8 protein-coding genes are annotated in these 22,846 nt (G+C 64.4%); 2 read left to right on the forward strand and 6 right to left on the reverse strand.

Annotated elements, in window-relative coordinates; translation table 11 throughout:
• Positions 1–7: 7 nt before the first annotated feature.
• The 6 genes from EN808_RS19805 to EN808_RS19830 form a co-directional block, all read right to left on the reverse strand.
• Entirely contained in the window at positions 8–2,338 is a 2,331-nt protein-coding gene (locus EN808_RS19805) for an ABC transporter ATP-binding protein (protein ID WP_127873172.1), read from the reverse strand.
• Between the two features lie 48 nt (positions 2,339–2,386).
• A complete protein-coding gene (locus EN808_RS19810) occupies positions 2,387–3,544 on the reverse strand; it encodes an ABC transporter permease (RefSeq protein WP_127277962.1) in 1,158 nt (385 codons plus the stop codon).
• Between the two features lie 11 nt (positions 3,545–3,555).
• Positions 3,556–4,590, reverse strand: coding sequence for an ABC transporter permease (locus tag EN808_RS19815; protein WP_135916673.1), 1,035 nt, complete (start codon positions 4,588–4,590; stop codon positions 3,556–3,558).
• A 217-nt stretch (positions 4,591–4,807) separates the two neighbouring features.
• Complete coding sequence (locus tag EN808_RS19820; RefSeq protein WP_127277964.1) at positions 4,808–6,460, reverse strand: ABC transporter substrate-binding protein; 1,653 nt, start codon at positions 6,458–6,460, stop codon at positions 4,808–4,810.
• A 252-nt stretch (positions 6,461–6,712) separates the two neighbouring features.
• Positions 6,713–12,769 (reverse strand): translocation/assembly module TamB domain-containing protein, encoded by a 6,057-nt coding sequence (locus tag EN808_RS19825; RefSeq protein WP_135916800.1) that lies wholly within the window; start codon positions 12,767–12,769, stop codon positions 6,713–6,715.
• A 2-nt stretch (positions 12,770–12,771) separates the two neighbouring features.
• Entirely contained in the window at positions 12,772–14,700 is a 1,929-nt protein-coding gene (locus EN808_RS19830; protein WP_135916674.1) for an autotransporter assembly complex family protein, read from the reverse strand.
• 280 nt (positions 14,701–14,980) lie between these two features.
• Between EN808_RS19830 and EN808_RS19835 the strand changes: the two genes are divergently transcribed.
• On the forward strand, positions 14,981–20,461 hold the full coding sequence (locus tag EN808_RS19835; protein WP_135916675.1) for an alpha-2-macroglobulin family protein: 5,481 nt from the start codon (positions 14,981–14,983) through the stop codon (positions 20,459–20,461).
• Between the two features lie 245 nt (positions 20,462–20,706).
• Entirely contained in the window at positions 20,707–22,797 is a 2,091-nt protein-coding gene (pbpC, locus tag EN808_RS19845) for a penicillin-binding protein 1C (protein ID WP_245525102.1), read from the forward strand.
• The last annotated feature ends 49 nt before the right edge of the window (positions 22,798–22,846 follow it).

Raw genomic sequence — 22,846 nt, forward strand, 5'->3', positions numbered from 1 at the left:
CTTCAGGTTAGTGCCGCCGCGTCGTGTCTTTCGGCTTCGAAACACCGGTCTCCGAAACCTCGTCGCGCACTTCGTGGCGACGGGCTCGCATGCCCGCCTCGCCCTGCTCCGCGGCGTCCCCGATCTGGTCGGCTTCCGCGCTGCCCTTTTTGCCACGCGGCCGGTTGGGCGCTGTCCCCGCCAAGCCCGGTCCGGTGCCGTGCGCATCGTCCGGCACGCCCTCATGCGCGGCATGTTCCTTGTCGAACTTGATGACCGGCTCCATGGTCTTGAGCACGTCGTCGGAAAGCCAGCACAGGCTCATATGGCCGTCGCCGAGATTCTTCACCGGCGGCACCTTGGTTTCGCAGAGATTGTCGGGCACCAGCTTCTTGTAGCCGCAGCGGGTCTGGAACGGACAGCCGGTGGGCGGGTTCATCGCCGAGGGGATGTCGCCTTCCAGCACGATGTGCTTCTTCACCACGCTGGTGTCGGCAATCGGGATCGCCGACAGCAGCGCCTCGGTATAGGGATGATAGGGCGGCGCGAAGATCTGGTCTGTCGTGCCCTGCTCGACGATATAGCCGAGATACATCACGACGACGCGGTCGGCGATGTAGCGCACGACGGACAGATCGTGGCTGATGAACAGCATCGTCGTCTTGTTCTTGCGCTGGATGTCCATCAGCAATTCGGTCACCGCCGCCTGCACCGAAACGTCGAGGGCCGAAACCGGCTCGTCGGCCACGACAACCTTGGCGTCGCCGGCAAAGGCGCGCGCCACGCCGATGCGCTGCTTCTGGCCGCCGGAAAGCTGGCGCGGCTTGCGGGTCTCGAAGGCGCGCGGCAACTTCACCAGGTCGAGCAGCTCCAGCATGCGCTTGCGCCGGTCGGCGACCGTCTTTCCGACATTGAATTTTTCCAGCGTGCGGATGATCTGCGACCCGACCGAATGGCTGGGGTTGAGCGTATCGAACGGATTCTGGAACACCATCTGGATCGACGACACGGTGTCGACGCTGCGGCTCTCGATGCCGGTCGACTGGATTTGCTTGTTGCCCAGCGTCACGGTGCCGGCACTTGCCGTCTCAAGTCCGAGCAGCACCTTGGCCAGCGTCGATTTTCCGCAGCCGGATTCGCCGACGATGGCGACCGTCTCGGATTCGCGCGCCATGAACGATATCGTCTCGTTGGCCTTGACGACGCGGCCCTCGCTCGAGCCGAACACCTCGCTGCCGCCGACCTTGTAGTATTTCCTGAGATCCTCGATCTTGAGCACCGGCGCGCCGGGCACGACCTTTTCGTTGACCTTCTTGGCGCCGGGCGGCAGCGCTTCCCAGTCGATCTCGTTGAAGCGTACGCAGCGCGAGAAATGGCCCTCGTGTCCGGCGACTTCGACCATCGGGATTTCGGCGGCGTTGCAGACGCCCTCGACGAAATGGTGGCAGCGCGGACCGAAATTGCAGCCCTTCGGCCGCTCGTGCGGCAGCGGCAATTGGCCGGGGATCGAGATCAGCGGCCGCGAGTTCTTGTCGGCGCCCGGCAGCGGGATCGAGCGGAACAGCCCTTGCGTATAGGGATGGCGCATCCGGTCGAACACGTCCTTGATCTTCCCGGTCTCCACCGCCTCGCCCGAATACATCACGGTGATGCGGTCGCAGGTCTCGAGGATAAGGCCGAGATTGTGCGACACGAAGATCATCGACGTGCCGAACTTCTCGCCCAGCCCCTTGACCAGTTCGACGATGCCCGCTTCCACCGTCACATCGAGCGCCGTCGTCGGCTCGTCGAGCAGAAGCAGCGCCGGCTTCGACAGCAGCGCCATCGCAATGACGATGCGCTGCTGCTGGCCGCCGGAGAGCTGGTGCGGATAGGAGCGCATCATGCGCTCGGGATCGGGCAGCTTGACCGCGCTCACCATTTCGAGGGAGCGTTTGTAGGCCTCTTCCTTCGACACCTTGTCGTGGATCAGCGGCACTTCCATCAACTGCTGGCCGACCTTCATCGCCGGATTGAGGCTGGCCATCGGCTCCTGGTAGATCATGGCGATCTTGTTGCCGCGGATGGCGCGCAGCTCCTCGTCGGAGAGCTCGCCCATGTCCTTGCCCTGGAACTTGATCCTGCCGCCGACGATCTTCCCGATGTTGGACAGGTCGCGCATGATGCCGAGCGACACGGTCGACTTGCCGCAGCCGGATTCCCCGACGATGCCCATCGCCTCGCCCGGCATGACCGTGCAGGAAAAATCCATCACCGCCGGTATCTCGCCCTTGCGGGTGAAAAAGGAGATCGACAGGTTCTCGATCTCGATGATCGGCCCACTGGTCGGCTTGGCGGGATTTCGAACTGCCTCGTTCATGGGTCGCTCCAATCCAAATTGTACCAGACGCGGGTCAAGGCCCGTCAATCAGTCTTTCATCGATTGTTCACGCAGCGAGTCGGCCAACAGGTTGAGCCCCAGCACGAACGACATCAGCGCGATCGTCGGCGGCAGCGCCGGATGGATGAAGGAGCGCAGCAGCCGGCTGGCATCCTTGATCGCCGTGCCCCAGTCGGGGCTTTCCGGTGCCAGGCCGAGGCCGAAATAGCCCAGCGTGCCGAGCAGGATGGTGGTGTAGCCGATCCGCAGGCAGGCATCGACGATCAGCGGTCCGCGTGCATTGGGCAGGATCTCCCACAGCATGATGTACCAGGGCGATTCACCGCGCGTCTGCGCCGCGGCCACATAGTCGCGCGTCTTGATATCCATCACCAGGCCGCGCACGATGCGGAACACGCCCGGGCTGGAGGCGAACACCACCGCCACGAAGATGTTGAGCTGGTTGGGATCGATGTGGACGATGTGCAGCGGGTCCTTGTCGAACACGAGGCCAAGATAGATCCAGCCGCCGACGATGAGGGTGATGCCGAGCAGGATGTACAGCCGGTCCGGCCGGTTCTTGTAGCGTGTCCAGAACAACACGCTGAAGAAGATGATCGGAAACAGGAAGAACACGCCGGCCATGGCATAGGGGATCGGCGTGTCCATGATGCCCGGCGTCACCAGCAGGTAGAACAGCAGGATCACCGGGAAGGCCAGCACGAGGTTGGCCAGGAACGACAATACCGTGTCGATCTTGCCGCCGTAATAGCCGGCAGGCAGGCCAAGCGTGATACCGACCATCAGCGCGAAGCCGGTCGCCGCCGGCGCAATGATCAGCACGATCTGGCTGCCATAGACCATACGCGAAAACACGTCGCGTGCCAGCTTGTCGCCGCCGAAGAGATAGACAAGCCCCGATTGCGGTTCGATGGCGCCGGGCAGCGTGTCCTTCATGATCGGGATCTGGCCAAGCGGATCGAAGGGCGAGATGGTCGAGGCGAAGATCGCCGTGAACAGCCAGAACAGGCAGATGCCGACGCCGACGATGCCGACGCCGCTGTCGAACAGCTGGCCATAGAGCGCCAGCTTCTTCCTGTAGAGGAAGCTCGCTCCCATGACGATGAAAAGCGCGACCCAGACCGGCCAGAAGCGCCACAGCACTTCGAGGATGATGGTGGAGGCGCCGATATATTGAGCTTGCATGCGCCTTCTCCCTACTGAACCCGGATGCGCGGATTGAGGAATGCGTAGCCGACGTCGGAAATGAGCTGCGTGATCAAGACGATGAACACCGAGACCAGCGAACAGCCCAGCAGAAGATCGATGTCGTTGTTGCCGGCGGCCTCGACCAGCGTATAGCCGAAGCCCTGGTAGCGGAACATCACCTCGACGATGACGACGCCGGTGAGCAGCCAGGGAAATTGCAGCATGATGACGGTGAATGGTGCGATCAGCGCGTTGCGCAGCGCATGTTTCACCACCACGCCGCCGAAGGAAATACCCTTCAACCGGGCGGTGCGGATATATTGCTGCGTCATCACCTCGACCATTGAGGCACGAGTCATGCGGGCGATGTAGCCGATGCCGTAGATCGCCAGCGTCATCACCGGCAGGGTGAAATTGTAGAAGGTGATGCCCTGGCTGGCCGACGCGGCCGAGCCGTTCAACCAGCCGAGCCATGAGGCGAAGATGACGGTGAAGATGACCCCCGACACATATTCCGGCGTCGCCGTCGAGGCGATCGAGGCCACCGAAAGCACGCGGTCGGTTCGCGACCCCTCGCGCATGCCGGCCAGGATGCCGATCAAGAGCGATACCGGCACCATCACCGCCAACACACAGAACATCAGGATCCCGGTCGCGCCAAGTGCCGGGAACAGCTTGGAGGCGACGGTCGTCTTGAACTTGGTCGAGCAACCGAAATCCCCTTCGAGGACGCCGGAGAAAGTTGGTACGGCCGGATCGTTGCAGAAAGTGAAGCGCTGCGTCGGCTTGCCGGTCGCCGGGTCGGTCACCGGCTGCTTGGGCAGCAGGCCCAGCCACTGTCCGTAGCGGACGAAGAAATTCTGCCGGTAGCCATGGTTGATCAGCCAGTCCTCCAGCTGTTCGGCCGAAGTGTGCATTTCCGTCTGGCTGATCGCCAGCTTCTTCAGGTTGGGTTCGAGGTTGATCAGGAAGAAGACGATCATCGTCAGGCACAGCATCGTCAATGCCATGGTGCCGAGACGCCTGAGAATGAAAGAAAGCATGGCGGCCCCCTGCCGATGGGGTTGGGTTTTGAGCCGGCTTCAAAGCCTCGCCTGCCGTCACCGGCGGACTGGCCGTCAAATAGGCCCTCGAATGCGATCAACCCTGTTTTTATTGCATGGCCTTCCCGGGTGAGTCCGTATTTTTTGCGGACGAACCTGCAATGGCGACGCAGAGAGGGAGGGAAAGGGGCAATGCCCCTTTCCCCGGCCCGATCGATCAGGCCTGATCGAGCCAGACCTTGCCGTAGTCGCGCTCGAAGGTCGGATGCATCTTGTAGTTTTGCACCGCCTTGACCGAGTGGCTGTAGAGCTTGCGCCAGTAGGGCTGGATGATGATGCCGGAAGCCTGCAGGATCTCCTCGATGTCCTTCATCATTTCCTTGCGCTTGGCAGCGTCGGCAACGGCGAGTGCCGCATTGAGCTTGGCATCCCAGTCGGGGTTCGACCAGCCAGCCTCGTTCCAGGCCTCGCCGGTGCGATAGGCGATGGCCAGAACCTGGACGCCGAGCGGACGCATGTTCCAGTTGGTCATTGACAGCGGATACTTCGTCCAGTCGTTCCAGAACGTCGAGCCCGGCAGCACCGTGCGCTTCACCTTGATCCCGGCCTCCCGCAGCTGGGCGGCGATCGCGTCGCCGGTGTTCTTGTGCCAGTCTTCGTCGACGGTGATCAGCTCGTGTTCGAAGTCGGCTTGGCCGGCTTCCGCCATCAGCGCCTTCGCCTTGGCCGGATCACGGGCAACCTTAGGCAGTTCGTAATATTCCGGATGGATCGAGCAGACATGGTGGTTTTCGGCGACCGAGCCGGCATTGCCATAGCCGAGCTGCAGGACGACATTGTTGTCGACCGCGAGCTGCAACGCATTGCGCACCTTCTGGTCGCCATAGGGCTTGTTGTTGACGTTGGTGCGGCAGACGATGGTCGAAGCCGTGACGATCTCCGACTTGACCAGGTCCATCTTGTCGAGGATCGACACATAGTCGGCCGACGTTTCGAAATTGGTGTGCACTTCTCCAGCCTCGAAAGCGCTGACCATGGCCGCCGGATCGGTGCCGTAGTCGATGAATTCGATGCCGTCTAGGAACACTTCGCCGTCCCACCACTTGTTGTCTTCGCGGCGCTTGTAGACGACTTTCTGGCCGACGTCGTAGGAGACGAGCTCAAATGGACCGGTGCCGATCGGGCAGTTCTTGAAGTCGCCGCCCTTCTCGTCGAAAGTCTTGTGGACGATCAGGCCGGGATAGTCGCACATGTTGGGGATGAGCGCGATGTCAGGCTTGCCGAGCTTGAGCACGACCGTGTGGTCGTCCGGCATGGTCACGGCGCTTTCGTCGAGCTTGTCATCCTTGACCAGCGAGCCGAGACGGCCGGGCATCGAATTGCCTTCGGCCTTCTTGTCGGCCCAGCGCTTCAGGTTGAAGACGACGTCAGAGGCCGTGAAGGGGTCGCCGTTGGACCAGGTCACACCCTTGCGCACATGCAGCGTATACTGGGTGGCGTCGTCGTTCACGTCCCAGCTTTCCAGCAGATAAGGGCGGAACGTATATTCGCTCGTATACTTGACCAGCGGCTCGAGCGCCTGGCGCTCGGCATTGGCAATTTCCGACCAGTCGGCCTTGCGAGGATCCTTGGGATCCTTGATCCACTGCGCGACCTTCAGCGTGCCGCCTTTCTTGCCTTTTACCTCTTCTGCCCTTGCCGGCGTCGGATCGGCGAGACCGAGAAGGCCATAAGCCATCGCCGTCGAGGCGCCGAAGACGCTTGCCATGGCCAGGAATTCGCGGCGATCAACCTTACCTGCCTTGGCTTCTTCGGCCATGGCCAGGATATGATCCGGAACGCTGTCGCCGTTGCTCTTATAAATTGTCATGACTAACTCCCATTGTTGGCTTTCCGCCGATTAACATTCCGCATCCGGGCCATGATGTCAAAGACGGCATGGATTGGGAACATGTGAGCGAATGTGCAACTTTGAACGGGGGGCAGTTCGCGTGATAGCGACAGTCTTGGCGCAAAATTGCTAGTGCGCCCAGATTTCGCCAAAATCTCTTCGGGCGATTAAATTGAGACATTTGCACCGGTTACGACAGCGCCAGTCGAGGCCAAGGCAGGGGCCAGGCCGTCAATATTCCTTCTCGTAGAAGATGCCGCCCTTGGCTTCACCGGCGTCCGTCGCCTCGCCGCGCAATTTGACGCCGCGCCCGACATTGAGGTCGATGGTCGCCTTGCCGGAACCCGGCTTGTCGCCCTTCTGGATGGTCACATAGGTACGGTCGTTGAGATATTTGCCGGCCGAAACCGCCGTGCCGCCCTTGTCGTCGGTGGTGACATCGAGATCGTCGACGCCGATGGCGCTGCGCAGATTCTCCAGCAGCGACGTCGAGCCGCCGACCCCGGCCAGTTGCCCGGCCGCTTCTGCCAGCTGCGCGATCTGCAACGGCGACAGGTTCGACATCGACCGCCCGAAGATCAGTTGCGCCAGCACTTCATCCTCCGGCAGCGCCGGCACCGAACTGAAGGTGAATTTCGGATTGGTCGCCTCGCCCGACACCACGATGGTGACGGTCGCGCCGGTCGTGGTCGTCGTCGCCGTCAGATTGAGGTAAGGCACCAGCGAGCCGGAGAACCCGACCGTGCCTTCGGTGAAGGTCAGCCGCTTGCCAAGGATCGACAGCCGGCCGCGCTGCAAGGTGAAGGTGCCGACGGCTTGCGGCGACGAGGCCGGGCCGGTCAACCTGAGCGAGCCGCCGAGTTCGGCGTCGACACCCCTGCCCTGGATGAAGATCTGGTTCGGCGCATTGACCGTGACGTCGAGCGCAAGGCCGCTGCCGCCGCTCTTGCCGCTGGTCGTCGCCGGGCGCAGCGCCTTGTCCTGTGCCTTGACCGGACCCGGCGCATTCTTGTGCTTGACGTCAAGCGCCGAGAGCGAGCCGGGCAATTTGTCCGGAACCGTGATGACGGTCTTGGCCAGGTTGACGGTGCCGGCAATCGCCAGCGCCGAAGTCAGCGGCCCTTTGATCGTCAGGTCGCCGCCAAGGTTGGCGGTCACCACGCGTCCATCCGTGTAGCGGCCATCGGTGAGCTTGATCGACAGGTCGGCTGGGAAGCCTTGCGCCGGATTGATACCGACGGTACCGCTGGCCGACAGGCTGCCGCGCGTCGACAGGGTTCCGGTCAACCGATTGATCGTGGCGACGCCGTTGCCTATCGAGACATCGGCCGCGATATCGTTGACTGCAAGGCCCGAGCGTGCGTCGACCAGCCGCGCGCCGGAGGTTTTGACGCTGCCGCCGATCACCGGAGATGTCGCTGGACCGCGCACCTGGACATTCACGTTGGCGTTGCCGGTCAGCGACAAGCCCTGCGCGGCAAGTTTCTCACTGAGAAGGCCGAACGGCACGGCGCCATTGAAGTCGAGCACCAGCGCCGGAGTGCCCACCGTCGTCACCGTGCCGCCGCCCTTGAGGCCAAGCCCGGCGCCGTCGCTGACATTGGCGTCGAAGGTCAGCTTGTTGCCGGCAAAGGTACCCGACGAGGCAACACTCACCGCACCGACGCCGGCGCTACGGGTCTGCGACGTCTGCACCCCGGCCGCGTCGATGTTGAAGGCAATGGCGGGGCTCGCCGGTGCGCCCGTCACCTTTACCGAGCCGGAGATGGAACCCGCTGCATCGAGCCCGGGTGAGAAACTGTTGGCGAGCGACATCGGCACGCGCGCCAGCACTGCATTGATGTCGAGCGCCTGCCTGACCTTGCCGGTTACCGTCGCGGTGCCGCCGCCAAGATTGAGCACCAGCCTGTCCAGCGTCGTCGTGCCATTGGCGATGCTGACGGTCGAGGCCTGGGCGATGGCTGCCTTGATGCCCTGGACGGTCGCCTGCCCTGACGCAAGCTCGATGGTGGTGGTGCCACCGGCTACCTTCACGCGTCCGGCTGCCCTGGCTGGAATGCCCTTCACCGTGGCGCCGCCGGAGAAGCCGGTCCAGTCGCCGTCGCGTTTCAAATCGACATCGATGCCGCGGATCACGGTGCCGCCCGATGTGACGGTATCGGCGCGGATCTTGCCCGAGATGACCGGAGCCGCGAGATAGTTGGCGATCAGCGCATCTATGGAAACGGCCTTCGCCTGGAGGTCGCCGCGCGTGATCGAGGCGGTAGCCGCCTTGATGGCGACCTGAGGTGCCGCCCCGGTCTTCGAGAAGGCGATCGTGCCGCGCACGTCGCCTTCCGCCTTTTCCAGCGCCAGCGCGGCGAGCGGCCCGATATCGGGCAGGTCGAGCGAGATGGTGCCTTCGGGCACGAACTTGTCGTCCAGTGCCAGATCGCCTGAAATCCTGTTCTTGCCCAGCGACAGGAGCAGGCCATTGATGGCGCTCTTGCCGTTCGCCGTTGCCAGCACGGCACTCCCCTGCAGCGCCTGGCCGGCGACATTGCCGGTAAGCTGGACATTGGCCGCCGGATTGGCGGCGTCCGCCTTGCCGGTGGCGGTGAGCTTCAATCCGGTTATCTCGCGAGATGCAACCGAGAGCTTGTCGCTGTTGATGGTAAGCGACAGGTCGGGCGCCATGGCCAACCCTTGCGCGCTCAGCGCGAAAGCGATGGCGCCCGTGGCATCCTTCGACAATCGCGAGATGTCGCTCAGCGCACCCCTGATGTCGGCGGTCACCTTGTTGTCGGCAAGGCTTGCCTGCCCGTCGGCGCTCAGCGGGCCCGAAGTGAGCTTCAATCCACCTATGTTGAGATTGCCGCTGGGCTCGCGCTTCAGAGTGGCGCTTATCTGGGCGCGGTCGCCAAGCATGCCGCGTGCCGCCGCCGGCAACGCAGACGATGGCGCATCCGCCTTCAGGTTGAGGTCGATGGCACCGTCACGCAGCGATACCTGGCCGGCGACCTGGCTGCTGAGCGCATCGCTTTTCAGCGTACCGCTGTCGATGGCGACTGCGTCGGCGCTCAGCCGGGCGTTGAGCGCGGCCGTTACCTTGCCCGCGATGAGCGGCGCGATCGTCGGATTGTCGAGCCCAACCTTGTCGACCGACACCGTTCCGGAAACCGGCCCGGCGCGATTCCTGAGATCGAACGCATCCGAGTGCAGGGTCAGGGTAAGTCCGTCCACCTTTGCCGGGCTGGTGACGACCGAGGGCAGGATCGCGGAAAGGTCCAGCCGGGCATGCGTGCTTTCGCCCGCGATTTTGGCCGACACTGACCGGACCTCGATCTTGACCGGGCTCTCGGTGCTTCCGACCGTCAGCGGCAGGCTGGGGCCGGACGAGGTCAGATCGATCGCGAAATCGCTGGCCCCGTTCGGGTTGATGGTTCCGGTGGCCTGGCCGGAGACCTTGTCGCCGGAGAGGGTGGCATGGTCGAGGACAACGCCGCCGGCAATCGTGTAGCTGCCGGCCGCATCGACGGCGAGTGGTCCGAGCCCCGCCTGTCGGGTCTGGCTGGTCTCGGCGCCGGCCAGCTTCGCGTTGAACCGGATGTCGGGAGCGGCCGGCGCTCCGCTCACTTCAGCGATACCGTCAAGCGTTCCCGCGGCATCCAGGCCAGGCGAAAACGCATTGGCAAGGGCGGCAGGCAAAGCGGAGACCTTCGCCGCCAGATCGAGCGTCTCGCCGGCGCTGCCCGACAGCGCCACCCGGCCGCCGCCAACGTCGAGCGCCAGCCTGTCGATATTGGCCGTGCCGTTGGCGATGGACAGGGCCGACGGCTCGGCAATCGCCGCCTTGATGCCGCGAACGGTGGCTTCGCCCGAAGCAATCTCGACGCTGGTGGTGCCCTCGGCGATCTTAACCCGGCCGGCAGCGGTCGCCGGAATGCCCGCGATCGTGGCGCCGCCAGTGAAATTGGTCCAGTCGCCGTCGCGCTTGAGGTCGACGCCGATGGCGCCGATTTCGGTGCTTCCCGAAGTGACCGCATCGGCCTTGATGGTGCCCGACATCGCCGGCGCCTTGAGATAATTGGCGATCAGCGCTTTGATGGCGATCGCCTTGGCAGTCACCTCGCCACGCGCGACCGATGTGCTCTTGGCATCTATGGCAATGGAGGGTGCGTCGCCGTCCTTGGCAAAGAGGATGGTGCCGTTGATGTCGCCGGTCACCGCCTGGCCGGCGAGCGCGGCCAACTGGTCGATTGCCGGTGCGGCGAGCGTCAGCGTGCCCAGGGGCATGAACTTGTCGTCGAGCGCCAGGTCGCCCGAGACCTTGTTATCGCCCAGCGAGACCAGGAAGCCGTTGATCGAGCGCTTGCCCTCGCTGGTCACCAGGGCCGCCTTGATGTCGAGCGGCTGGTCGTTGACGGCGCCGGTCAGCGAGACGTTGGCGGAAGGGTTCGTTATGTCGGCCTTGCCGCTCGCGGTCAGCTTGATGGCCTTCACCGTGCGGCCCGAAGCGGTCAGGCTGTCGCTGTCGGCGCTAACGGTGAAATCCGGAGCGGTGATCGCGCCGGTTGCCGACAACGCGAAATCGACCCCGCCGGCAACCGGCACACCGACCGTCGGCGACAACACCGAAACGTCGCCCAATTTGCCCTTGATGTCGGCCTGGATGTCCGTGCCTTGCATGCTGGCCGTACCGCTGGCGCTGAGCGATCCGGAAGTGAGTTCGATCGAGTTCGCAGCGAAAGATCCCTGCGGATCGCGCGATGCAGCGGCAGAGAATTTCACCCGCCCGCCGAGCACCGAGGCGATCTGCTGCGGGAACGCGGTCGCCACCGCATCGGCATTCATTTTGAGCTGCATCGACATGTCGGCCAGCGCCACCGTCGCCGTCAGCGACGCATTGAGCGCATCGGAGCGCAGCGTACCCTGATCGATGGCAATAATGGCGTCCTTGCTGATTGAGCCGGCCAGATCGACGTCGACCTTGCCGGTGATCAGCGGCGCCAGTGTCGCGACGTCGGTTTTCAGGCCGCCCGCCTCCAGCTTGACGGCAACCGGGCCGGCGCGATTCTGGATATCGAAACCATCGGAATGGATTTGCGCCGCCAGATCATCCAGCCGCGTGCCGCCGACGACGATCGAAACGAACGAGGCGCCGATGTCGACGATCGGCGCCTTGCCGTCGCCGAAGGCGCGTGCGGTGGCGTTCTTGATCGCGAGCGTGATCGGCTGCGCCTTGCTGCCGACGCTGATCACCACGGGCGGGCCCTTGGCGGCGAGTTCGACCGAGAGATCGCTGGCACCGGCAGGATCGGCAATGCCGGCGGCGGTGCCATGTACCGCATCGCTCTCGATGCTGGCCCGGTCGATGCTGATGCCGCCCGCCGATGTGGCGGTGCCCGCGACATCGAAGCTAGTCTTGCCGGCAAACAGCGGCTTCAGGTTTTCCGGCAGGAAGCGCGCAAAATCGCCGTCGCCCTTGGCCTCGACATGATTGCCCTTGTCGGTGAGCTGGTGGCGGCCGGTAAGTTGGGTGACGATCCGATGGTCGACGAGGAAGGTGCCGACACCGCTCCAGTTGGCAAGCGGTCCGCTGCCCGAAACGACGATGTCGACCGGCGGCGCATCCGGCAGCTTGAGCAGGTTGGCAATGATGCCGCCGGCCGGCTCCGACGCCTTGAGGTCGAGGTCCAGCTTGTTGTCGGCGGGTGCGAAATGGATCTTGGCATCGACATTGCCCTGTTTGCCGTCGTGACGGGTGACGTTGAGCACAGTCTGGACCGCCAGTGGCGCGGCATCGGCCTTGAGCATTCCCTTGGCTGCGAGCTCGGCGATACCGCTGCCGGCCAGTTGCTCGCCGAGCGCGATTTCCGGCAGGTCGATCTGCTTGATGTCGATGGAGACAGGCATAGTCGTCGTGCCGCCCTGCGCCGGCGGCTGCGAACCGGCCACCGGCAGGCGCGCCAGTTCGATGCGCCCGGCGGCGATCCGGTCGGCGCTGAAGCTTTTCGACAGCAGCGCCGTCGGCGACCAGTCGACGGCCACCTTGCGCGCCACCAGCCAGGCGCCATCGCGATCCTCAAGCACGACATGGTCGACGCTGAGATTACCCGACCAGATGCCGTCGATGCCGCTGACGGTGACCTTGCGATCGTCGCTCGAGGCGAGCCGCGAGATGATGCCGGCGAGATTGTCGCGCCCACGCTCGGTCTTGGTCAGCACGACGAGCGCGCCGATCGCGCCCGCGACCATGATCAGCAGCGTGTAGAGGACAATGCGAAGGATGCGCCAGACCGTTTTCATCATCAGAAGGCCTGGCCAATGCCGGCGTAGATGCCGAAATGCGGGTCGCCGGGATCACGGTTGAGCGGCACGGCCGCGTCGATGCGCAGCGGCCCGAACGGCGTGACATAGCGCAGGCCGACACCGGCGCCAACCTTGACGTCGGAGAAGTTGGGAACCGACTTGGTCGATACCGTGCCGGCATCGACGAAGGGCACGATGCCGATCGTGTCGGTGACGGCGATGCGCATCTCCACAGAGGTCTCGAAGAAGGACAGGCCGCCGATCGGCTGGCCGGTGAAATCCTTTGGGCCGATGCCCTGATAGGCATAGCCGCGCACCGAGCCGCCGCCGCCCGAATAGAAGCGCCGGTCGGCCGGGACGTTCTGCAGCCCGGTACCGACGATCGAGCCGATGGCGACACGCTCAGCCAGCACGAATTTCGACGCGGTATCCAGCGACTGATAGGCCGATCCCTCGCCCTTCAGCTTGAGGAAGGCGGCACCACTCAGTATGTCGTAACTCGGCTCGGCATAGGCGAGCACCCTGAAGCCCCTGGTCGGGTTCAACCTGCTGTCCCTGTTGTCATAGACATATTGCAGCGGAATGCTGGCGATCAGGTAGGTGTGCTTGCCGAAGGCGTCATGGATGCGCGAATAATCGAGCGCTACCTCGGCCGACACGGTCTGCTTCTTGTCGAGTTCGTAGGACAGGCCGGTGCTGCCCTTGACCGAGAAATGGTCGTACGCATCCGGATGCTCGAGCACGGTCTTGACGCTGGCGAAGAACTTCGACGCCGGTCCGATCACGCCGGGTTTCTCGAACATGATGCCGGCATTGTAGTTCAGTTCGGACAGATTGTTGCTGCCGATGCCGCTGATGGCGCCGTCGATGCGCAGCTTTTCCGCGCGGCCAAACAGGTTGCGGTGCCCCCAGTAGCCCTCGAGGCCAAGCCCCTCGGTGTTCGAGAAGGTGCCGCCAAGGCCGAAAAAGCGCGGCTTGCGCTCGCTGACCTGGACGCCGATCGGAATGTTGCCGTCGGCGTCGAGCTTGTCGGCTTCCTTGAACGTCACGCTGTTGAAGACCTCGAGCGCCAGCAGCCTGTCGCGCGCGTCGCTGATCTCCTGTGGCGAGTATTGCCTGCCGCGCTTCAGCCCGGTCATGTATTCGGTGAAGTCCCTGTCGACCTTCTCGGTGCCTTCCACGGTGGTCGCGCCATAGCCGGCGACCGGCCCGGCTGCGACCGTCAGCGTCACATCGAGCGTCGATGTGGCATGGTCGGCGACGATATGCCGGTCGGTCACCTTGGCCAGCGGCCTGCCCTGCTCCTTCAGCGTCCGCACGATCAGCGCCTCGGCCTTGAGCACCGCGCCCGATCCGGCGTCGCCGCCGGATATCAGCCCATAATCGGCGCTCATCAGCCCCGCCGCGTCGCCCTCCAGCCGGATGTCGCCAAGGGTGAATTTGGGGCCTGTGGCGATATTGATCGCCACAGGGATAGGCTGCGGCCCCTTGAACTCGGCGTCCGGAGGCAGTTCGTCGAGCGGCTTGCCGTCGATGGTGATGGTGACGACGCCTTCATAGCGGGCATCGGCATAAAGTGCGGCGACCAGCTGTTCGCGGTCGCCGCGCGCCTTGGCCATCAGCCCGAGCGAACCCGAAACGGGCCGGTCCTCGTCGCCTTTCAGCGCCGAGGCGTTTTCGAGCTTCTTGACGAGGTCCTTGTCGGCGTCGGGCGCGGAGATGGTCACCGCGTAGCGCAGCGGATCGACAATGTCCGCGTCCTCGTCGCTGGACGATCCCCACAGCTTGATGCCGAAAAGCTCGAACGCGGCCACGGATCTTGATTCGGCGATCAGCGCGGTCCCGCACATCATGGCCAAAAGCAGGGCGCGCGGAAGCACGCGCCCTGGCGCGGTCCCTCCTGACATCTGCTCTTCATGCGCCGGCATTAAGACAACCTAGGTTACAAAACTAAAATTGGAATGAAGTTCTGAAGCGCTCGTAAAGGGGCCACAATCCAATTGTCTGAAATAGGGTGGGCTTGGAATTCACACCTTCTGCGTTTCCGCAAGAAAGCGTGATCCCCTTCCCGTGGAGGTTACTGTCCGCATACCGGTCCTTGGCCGGAAAATAAACCGTTGGCAGGCGGAGACCTGCCGCGTCCGCGCGTTGACAAGCCTGACTGAAGCTTGAACATGCCCGGACGTCTGCAATTGTCTGGAGGGTGTTATGGCAATGCGCGCGGCTCGTGGTCTGTCGATTCTCGTCCTTCTTTTCTTTGCCTGGGGTAGCGTCGCGCAAGCGGCGGAAGCGCGAAGAATCGCAACGACGGACAATTCCGATTATTTCGGCTTCGATCTCAGGTCCGACCAGAACGTCACGCTCGACCAGTGCAAGACGACATGCCTCGGCGATCCGACCTGCCGCGCCTTCACCTACAACACCAAGGCCAAATGGTGCTTTCTCAAATCCGACTATAACCAGTTGAAATCCTTCAACGGCGCGGTCGCCGGCAAGGTCGTCAACATCGACGGCGATCCAGATATCGGCGCGCCGCCGGAACTCGCCTTCTTCCCCAACTGGATGGCCGACCAGGCCCAGCAATACCGCAACAAGCTGCTTGGCCCTGCCTTTGACAAGCCGACGGAGGGCATGGCGGCGCTGATCAACTCGGCCGAACAAGCCGTACAGACCGGCGACCATCGCTCCGCCATGCAGAAATACGAGGCCGCTGTCTCGGTCATGCCGGATGACGGCCAGCTCTGGCTCAAGCTGGCGCGCGAAACGCTGGCCGTACAGCCCGCCGCGAGCACCTCCGAAGCCTCAACTTTGCCGTCAAACGCCACGTCGGCCGCCTTCAACGCCTACAAGCTGCTGCGCACCACCAAGACGCGCGCCGAAGTGCTGGCGCTGCTCGGCAATGGTCTCGACAAGCGCGATCTCTACCGGCCGGCGCTGCAGGCCTATGAAGCCAGCCTTGCGCTGGAAAGCTCGCCCGCGGTCCAGGCCGACTATGCCGATCTGAAGGCCCGCAAGGGATTCCGCGTCATCGATCACTCTGTCGATGCCGACACCAGCGCGCCGCGCATCTGCGCGCAATTCTCCGAGGATCTGGTCAAGACCGGCGTCGACTACGCGCAGTTCGTCACCGTCGACAACGCCGCGCCCAAGGGCATCGAGGCCAAGGACAAGCAGATCTGCGTCGAAGGGCTCGAACACGGCCAGCACTATGACGTCACCTTCCGCGCCGGCCTGCCGGCCGCGATCGGCGAAGTGACCGCTGCCCCCGTGGTGCTGTCGATCTATGTGCAGGACCGCGCGCCATCCGCCCGCTTCACCGGCGACAGCTTCGTGCTGCCGGCCGGCGCGCGCCGCGGCATTCCGGTCGTCACCGTCAACATGAACGCCGCCGAGATGAAGCTCTACCGCATCGGCGACCGCTCGCTGGCGCAGTTGCTGTCGGGCTATCAGTTCCTGCACCAGCTCGACGGCTATGACATTTCCAACATTTCCGAGCAGATGGGCGCGCCGGTCTGGCAGGGCCAGCTCGACATCGTCAACGATCTCAACAAGGAGGTCACCACCTCGTTCCCGGTCGACGAAGCGCTGCCGCAGCGCAAGCCCGGCGTCTATGTGCTGACCGCCAAGGCCGTCAACGACAAGAGCGACGACTACGGCTCGCTGGCCACGCAGTGGTTCGTCGTCTCCGACATCGGCCTTTCGACCTATACCGGCCAGGACGGGCTCAACGTCTTTGCCCGTTCGCTGGGTAGCGCCAAGCCGATTGCCGGGGCCGAACTGACACTGGTTGCTCGTAACAACGAGGTTCTCGGAACCGCGACGTCGGATGCGAACGGCCATGCCGTCTTCAACCCCGGCCTGACGCGCGGTGACGGCGGCATGGTGCCGGCCGTGCTGATGGCCAAGCAGGGGGACAATGATTTCGTCTTCCTCGATATGTCAAAGGCCGGTTTCGACCTGTCCGACCGCGGCGTCACCGGACGCGCCGCACCGGGCGCGCTCGACGTCTATGCCTGGACCGAACGCGGCATCTACCGCGCCGGTGAGGACGTCCATGTCGCCGCGCTTGCCCGCGACGGCGCGGCCAAGGCGGTCGAGAACCTCCCGCTGACCTTCATCTTCTCGCGTCCCGATGGCGTCGAGGACCGCCGCATCGTCAGCGACGGCGCATCGGCCGGCGGTCACACCGTCGACCTGCCGCTTGAAGCCAACGCCATGCGCGGCACATGGTCGGTGTCGATCCACACCGACCCCAAGCAGCCGGCGGTTGCCAGCCAGATGTTCCTGGTCGAGGACTTCGTGCCGGATCGCATCGAGTTCGACATGAAGGCCGACAAGCAGGAGATTGCGCGGGGCGAAACCGCCAACATCAACATTGACGGCCGCTTCCTCTATGGCGCGCCGGCGGCGGGCCTGGCGCTGGAAGGCGAACTGACCCTGTCGACGTCCCGGGACTGGGACCGCTTCCCCGACTTTTCCTTCGGCCTCGCCGACGAGCAGTCGGCGGAGCCCACGGTCACGCCGCTCGCCGATCTGCCGGTGGTCGGCGATGACGGCAAAGCGACCTTCCCGATCTCCGTCGACCAATTGCCCTCGACCACCAAGCTGGTCGACGGCAAGGTGACGGTGCGCATGCGCGAAACCGGTGGCCGCGCCATCGAGCGCTCGCTCAACATCGGCATCCGCCCGCAAGGCCATATGATCGGCATTCGTCCGGATTTCGCCGATGGTGAAGTGCCGCAGGGCGGCACGGCCAAGTTCAGCCTGATCGCCGTCGATCCCGACGGCAAGCGCGAGGCGCTGAAAGGCGCGCAGTGGACGCTGGTCAAGGTCGAACGCAATTATCAGTGGTACCGCTCCAACAACTCCTGGAACTACGAGCCGGTGAGCTTCACCAAATCGATCGCCAACGGCCAGATCGATCTCAACGCCGATGGCGACGCCGCCGTCTCCGTACCTGTCGACTGGGGCCAGTACAGGCTCGAGGTCGAGACATCGGATCCCGAGGGGCCGGCGACCAGCTATGAATTCGACGCCGGCTGGTATGTCGCCTCGACCACCACCGAAACGCCCGACGGCCTGGAGATCGCTCTCGACAAGGACAATTATGCCGCGGGCGAAGTGGCCAAGCTGAAAGTCTCGCCGCATTTTGCCGGCGAACTTCTGATCAACATCGGTTCCGACAAGCTGTTGAAGACCATCACGGCAACGGTGCCGGCCGGCGGCAGCACCGTCGACATCCCGGTCGGCGACGACTGGGGCGCCGGCGCCTATGTCACGGCGACCCTGTTCCGGCCGGGCGATGCGCAGGAAACCCGCATGCCGGCCCGCGCCATCGGCGTGAAATGGCTGACGGTCGATCCGGGCTCGAAGAAACTCGCCGTCACGCTGACGCCGCCGGACAAGACGATGCCGCGCCAGCAGCTGTCGATCCCGGTTTCCGTGGCCGGCGTGCAGCCGGGCACCAACGCCTATGTCACCGTTGCCGCCGTCGATGTCGGCATCCTCAACCTGACCAACTACAAGGCGCCGGATCCGGAGAACTGGTTCTTTGGCCAGCGCATGCTGGGCATGGAGATCCGCGACATCTACGGCCGCCTGATCGATGGCTCGCTGGGCACCACCGGCAAGCTCAGGACCGGCGGTGACGGCGCCAACATGCAGACGCAAGGCAGCCCGCCCACTGAAAAACTGGTCGCCTTCTTCTCCGGCATCGTCCAGCTCGACGCCGACGGCAAGGCGCGGATCGACTTCGACATCCCGCAGTTCAACGGCACCGTGCGCGTCATGGCTGTCGCCTGGACCAAGGAGGCGATCGGCCATGCCCAGTCGGACGTGATCGTGCGTGATCCCGTTGTGATCACCGCCGGCCTGCCGCGCTTCCTGGCGCCTGGCGACAACGCCGTCATGCGTCTCGACGTTGCCGACACCGACGGACCGGCCGGCGACTATGCGCTGTCGATCGATACGACGGGGGACCTGTCGACAGGTGACAAGCCCCTGCCCCAGAAGCTGACGCTCGCCCAGGGCAAGCGCCAGACCTTGACCGTGCCGCTGATCGCAAAGACGGCGGGCAATGCCTCGCTGACCATCAAGCTGGCGCATGCGGACGGCACCAAGGTCGAGCAGACGCTCTATGTCCCGGTGCGTCCGGCCCAATTGCCGGTCACCACGCGCCTTGTAGTCGACCTCAAGGGCAATGGCGGCGCGCTTCGCGTCGACAAGGAGCTGCTGGCTGCCAGCCTGCTCGAAGGCGCATCGGTCAGCGTCGGCGTTTCGCAGGCTGCGGCCTTCGACGTGCCGTCGCTCTTGATGACGCTCGATCGTTACCCCTATGGTTGCGCCGAGCAGACCACCAGCCGCGCCATGCCGCTTCTCTACGTCAACGAGATGGCATCAGGCGTCGGCATGGAAAGCGACCCTGAACTGCACGGCCGCATCCAGGATGCGATCTACAAGGTCCTGAGCTACCAGTCCTCGAGCGGCAGCTTCGGCCTGTGGGGTCCGGGCTCCGGCGATCTGTGGCTCGACGCCTATGTCAGCGAATTCCTGACCAGGGCGCGGGAGCAGAAATACGACGTGCCGGCTCTGGCGATGAACCAGGCCCTGAACAACCTGCAGAACTCGCTCGGCTACGACCAGAGCGTACAGGACCGCGGTAGCGAGATCGCCTACGCCCTCTACGTGCTGGCCCGCAACAAGAAGGCCTCGATCGGCGATCTGCGCTACTACGCCGACACCCAGCTCGAAGCCTTCTCGAGCCCGATGGCCGTCGCCCAGTTGGCGGCGAGCCTTGCGCTCTATGGCGACACGCAGCGTTCGGAGGCGACGTTCAAGACCGCGCTGCAACTGGCCAAGTCGAGCACCGACTACGACTGGTACCGTTCCGACTACGGCTCGGCATTGCGTGACGGCGCGGCGATGCTGTCGCTGGCGGCGGAATCGAAGCCGGTATCGACGATCGTGCCCGAGCTGATCAAGCTGGTGACAAGGAAACGCGCCGAAGCCCGCTGGACCAGCACCCAGGACGATTCCTGGATGCTGCTGGCGGCGCGTGCGCTGAAGGAGGGCAATGACTCCATCGCGCTGACCGTCAACGGCGCGCCGCATTCCGGCGGCTATTCCAACCAGGTCAACGGCTCCGACCTGGTCGACAGCCCGCTCGAAATCGCCAACACCGGCAAGACCCCGCTGCAGGCCGTCGTCACCACCGTGGCGTCGCCGATCCAGCCCTTGCCGGCCGGCGGCGACGGCTTCACCATCAGCCGCACCTACTACAAGCTCGATGGCACGGAAGCCAATGTGACTGAGGCCACCCAGAACGAACGCTATGTCGTCGTGCTCAAGGTCACCGAGCAGAACAGCTGGCCGTCGCGCCTGCTGGTTACCGACCTGTTGCCGGCCGGCTTCGAGATCGACAATCCGGGGCTGGTTTCCAGCGCCCAGTTGACGAACTTCTCCTGGCTGGCACAGACCGACGCCGCGCATCTGGAATTCCGCGACGACCGCTTCGTCGCGGCATTCAACCCGGCCGACGGCGACCACGACCACAATCTGACGCTTGCCTATGTCGTGCGCGCCGTCACGCCGGGCACCTATGCCCATCCGGCGGCAACGGTGGAGGACATGTACCGGCCGCAATATTCGGCCCGCACCGCCACCGGCATGATGGAGATCAAGGCGCCGTAAGGTGCCTTGGCGGATATGAACGTGAGGCTTGCGCTGCCCCTCATTGCCCTGCCGGGCATTTCTCCCCGTATAGTGACGGGGAGAAAGGGGCTAGCGCCGACCGCCGCGACAGCTCCCTTCTCCCCGTCACTATACGGGGAGGTGAGCCGTGGTCCGCGCAGCGGACGAAAAGCCAATTGCTTGGCTTTTCGAACGGCGAACGCCCGAAGGGCCGTCGTGCCGGCAGGCGGATGAGGGGCAGCGCCATGCTCTCCAAGAAATTCATTCGGCGGGCCGCCATTGCGGGAGCATCGCTAGCCGTCGTTGCGGCAATCGCCACCGCCGCCCTCTGGGAACTCGACCGCGCCTTCCCCCCACCATTGCCCGCAACTCTGACCGTCTCCACCGAAGTCCAGGACCGCGACGGCCAGCTGCTGCGCGCCTTCGCGACACCCGACGGCTACTGGCGGCTGGAGACCCGGCTCGACCAGGTCGACAAGCAGTTCGTCGACATGCTGGTCACTTATGAGGACAAGCGCTTCTGGGACCATGAGGGCGTCGACGTGCTGGCGCTCGCCCGCGCCGCCGGCCAATTCGCCACCAGCGGCCATATCGTTTCCGGCGGCTCGACCCTGTCGATGCAGCTTGCCCGGCTGATCGAGCCGCGCGAAAGCCGCAGCCTCGGCTCCAAGATCAAGCAGATGCTGCGCGCCATCCAGATCGAGCGGCGGCTGTCGAAGCGCGACATCCTCGAGCGCTATCTCACGCTGGCGCCCTATGGCGGCAACCTGGAAGGCGTGCGCGCCGCTTCGCTCGCCTATTTCGGCAAGGAACCGAAGCGGCTCACCGTTTCCGAGGCCGCCCTTCTCGTCGCCCTCCCCCAATTGCCGGAAAAGCGCCGGCCCGACCGCAACCTCCAGATCGCCCACGCCGCGCGCGATCGTGTGCTGAGCCGCATGGTCTCGTCAGGCCTGATCGGCGAACGCGAGGCGGCACGCGCCGCACTTGACGATGTCTCGGGCCTGCGCCGCACCTTGCCGGCGCTTGCCGCGCATGCCTCCTATGCGATGCTTCCCAAGGCCGTTCCGGGTCAGCCGCTCAAGCTGACGATCCGCAAAAGCGTCCAGCAAGGACTGGAACAGGTGGCGCGCGATGCCGCCACCAAGCTCGGGCCGCGTCTGTCCGTCGCCATGGTGCTGGCCGATGCCCGCACCGGCGACATTCTGGGCGAAGTCGGCTCGGCCAATTTCTTCGATTCCAGCCGTTCCGGCTGGATCGACATGACCAAGGTCGTGCGCTCGCCCGGCTCGACGCTGAAGCCGTTCATCTACGGCCTCGCCTTCGAGCAGGGACTGGTGGCGCAGGAAACGCTGATCGAGGACAGCCCGGTCGATTTCAGCGGCTACAGGCCGAAGAATTTCGACATGGGCTATCAGGGCGACGTCTCGATCCGCCAGGCTTTGCAACTGTCGCTCAACGTGCCGGCGATCCGCGTGCTCGACGCCGTCGGCCCGGCGCGGCTGACGGCGCGTTTCCGTCAGGCGGGCGTCAACCCGATCCTGCCGGTCAATGAAGCGCCCGGCCTGGCCATCGGCCTCGGCGGCGTCGGCGTCACGCTGCGCGACCTGGTCCAGCTCTACACAGGGCTCGCCAATGGCGGCAAGACGCATTCGCTGCATGACGGCACCGAGCCGGCCAACGCCGCGAGTTCGACCACCACCATCCTCAACGACCAGGCCAACTGGCAGATCGTCGACATTTTGTCGGGTGTGAAGCCACCCGAAGGCGCCCTGCAGCGCGGCATTGCCTACAAGACTGGCACCTCTTACGGCTACCGTGACGCCTGGTCGGTCGGCTTCGACGGCCGCTATGTGCTGGGTGTCTGGGTCGGCCGGCCCGATGCCGGCGCGGTGCCTGGTCTTTCCGGCTATGTCTCGGCCGCCCCGATCCTGTTCGAAGGCTTTGTCCGCTCGGGGCTGGCGACCGTACCGCTGCCGGGCAAACCGCCCGGCGCCTTCACCCCCAAGCGCGAGGACCTGCCGGTGACGCTTGCCCGCTTCGGCGCCGGCGCGGATGGCCTGGTGCAGGCGACCCCGACCGAACCCGCGCCGACCATCATCTTCCCGCCGGATGGCGCCCGCGTCGATCTCGCCACCAACTCGGCCGATGCGTCGCCACTGGTGCTGAAGCTCCAAGGCGGCCGGGCGCCGTTCCGCTGGCTGGCCAACGGCAAGCCGCTCATCGGCCTCGATCGCCGCCGCACCGCGACATGGCAGCCCGACGGCGCGGGTTACTCGACGCTGACCGTCATCGACGCGGCGGGACGGGCGGCCAGTGTGAAAGTGTTCGTTGAATAGGCTGCGTCAAGGGATTCATCTCGCTGACTTTTGAGGCCGAGGATAGAAG

Source organism: Mesorhizobium sp. M8A.F.Ca.ET.165.01.1.1, assembly GCF_004792065.1.
Lineage (GTDB): Bacteria > Pseudomonadota > Alphaproteobacteria > Rhizobiales > Rhizobiaceae > Mesorhizobium.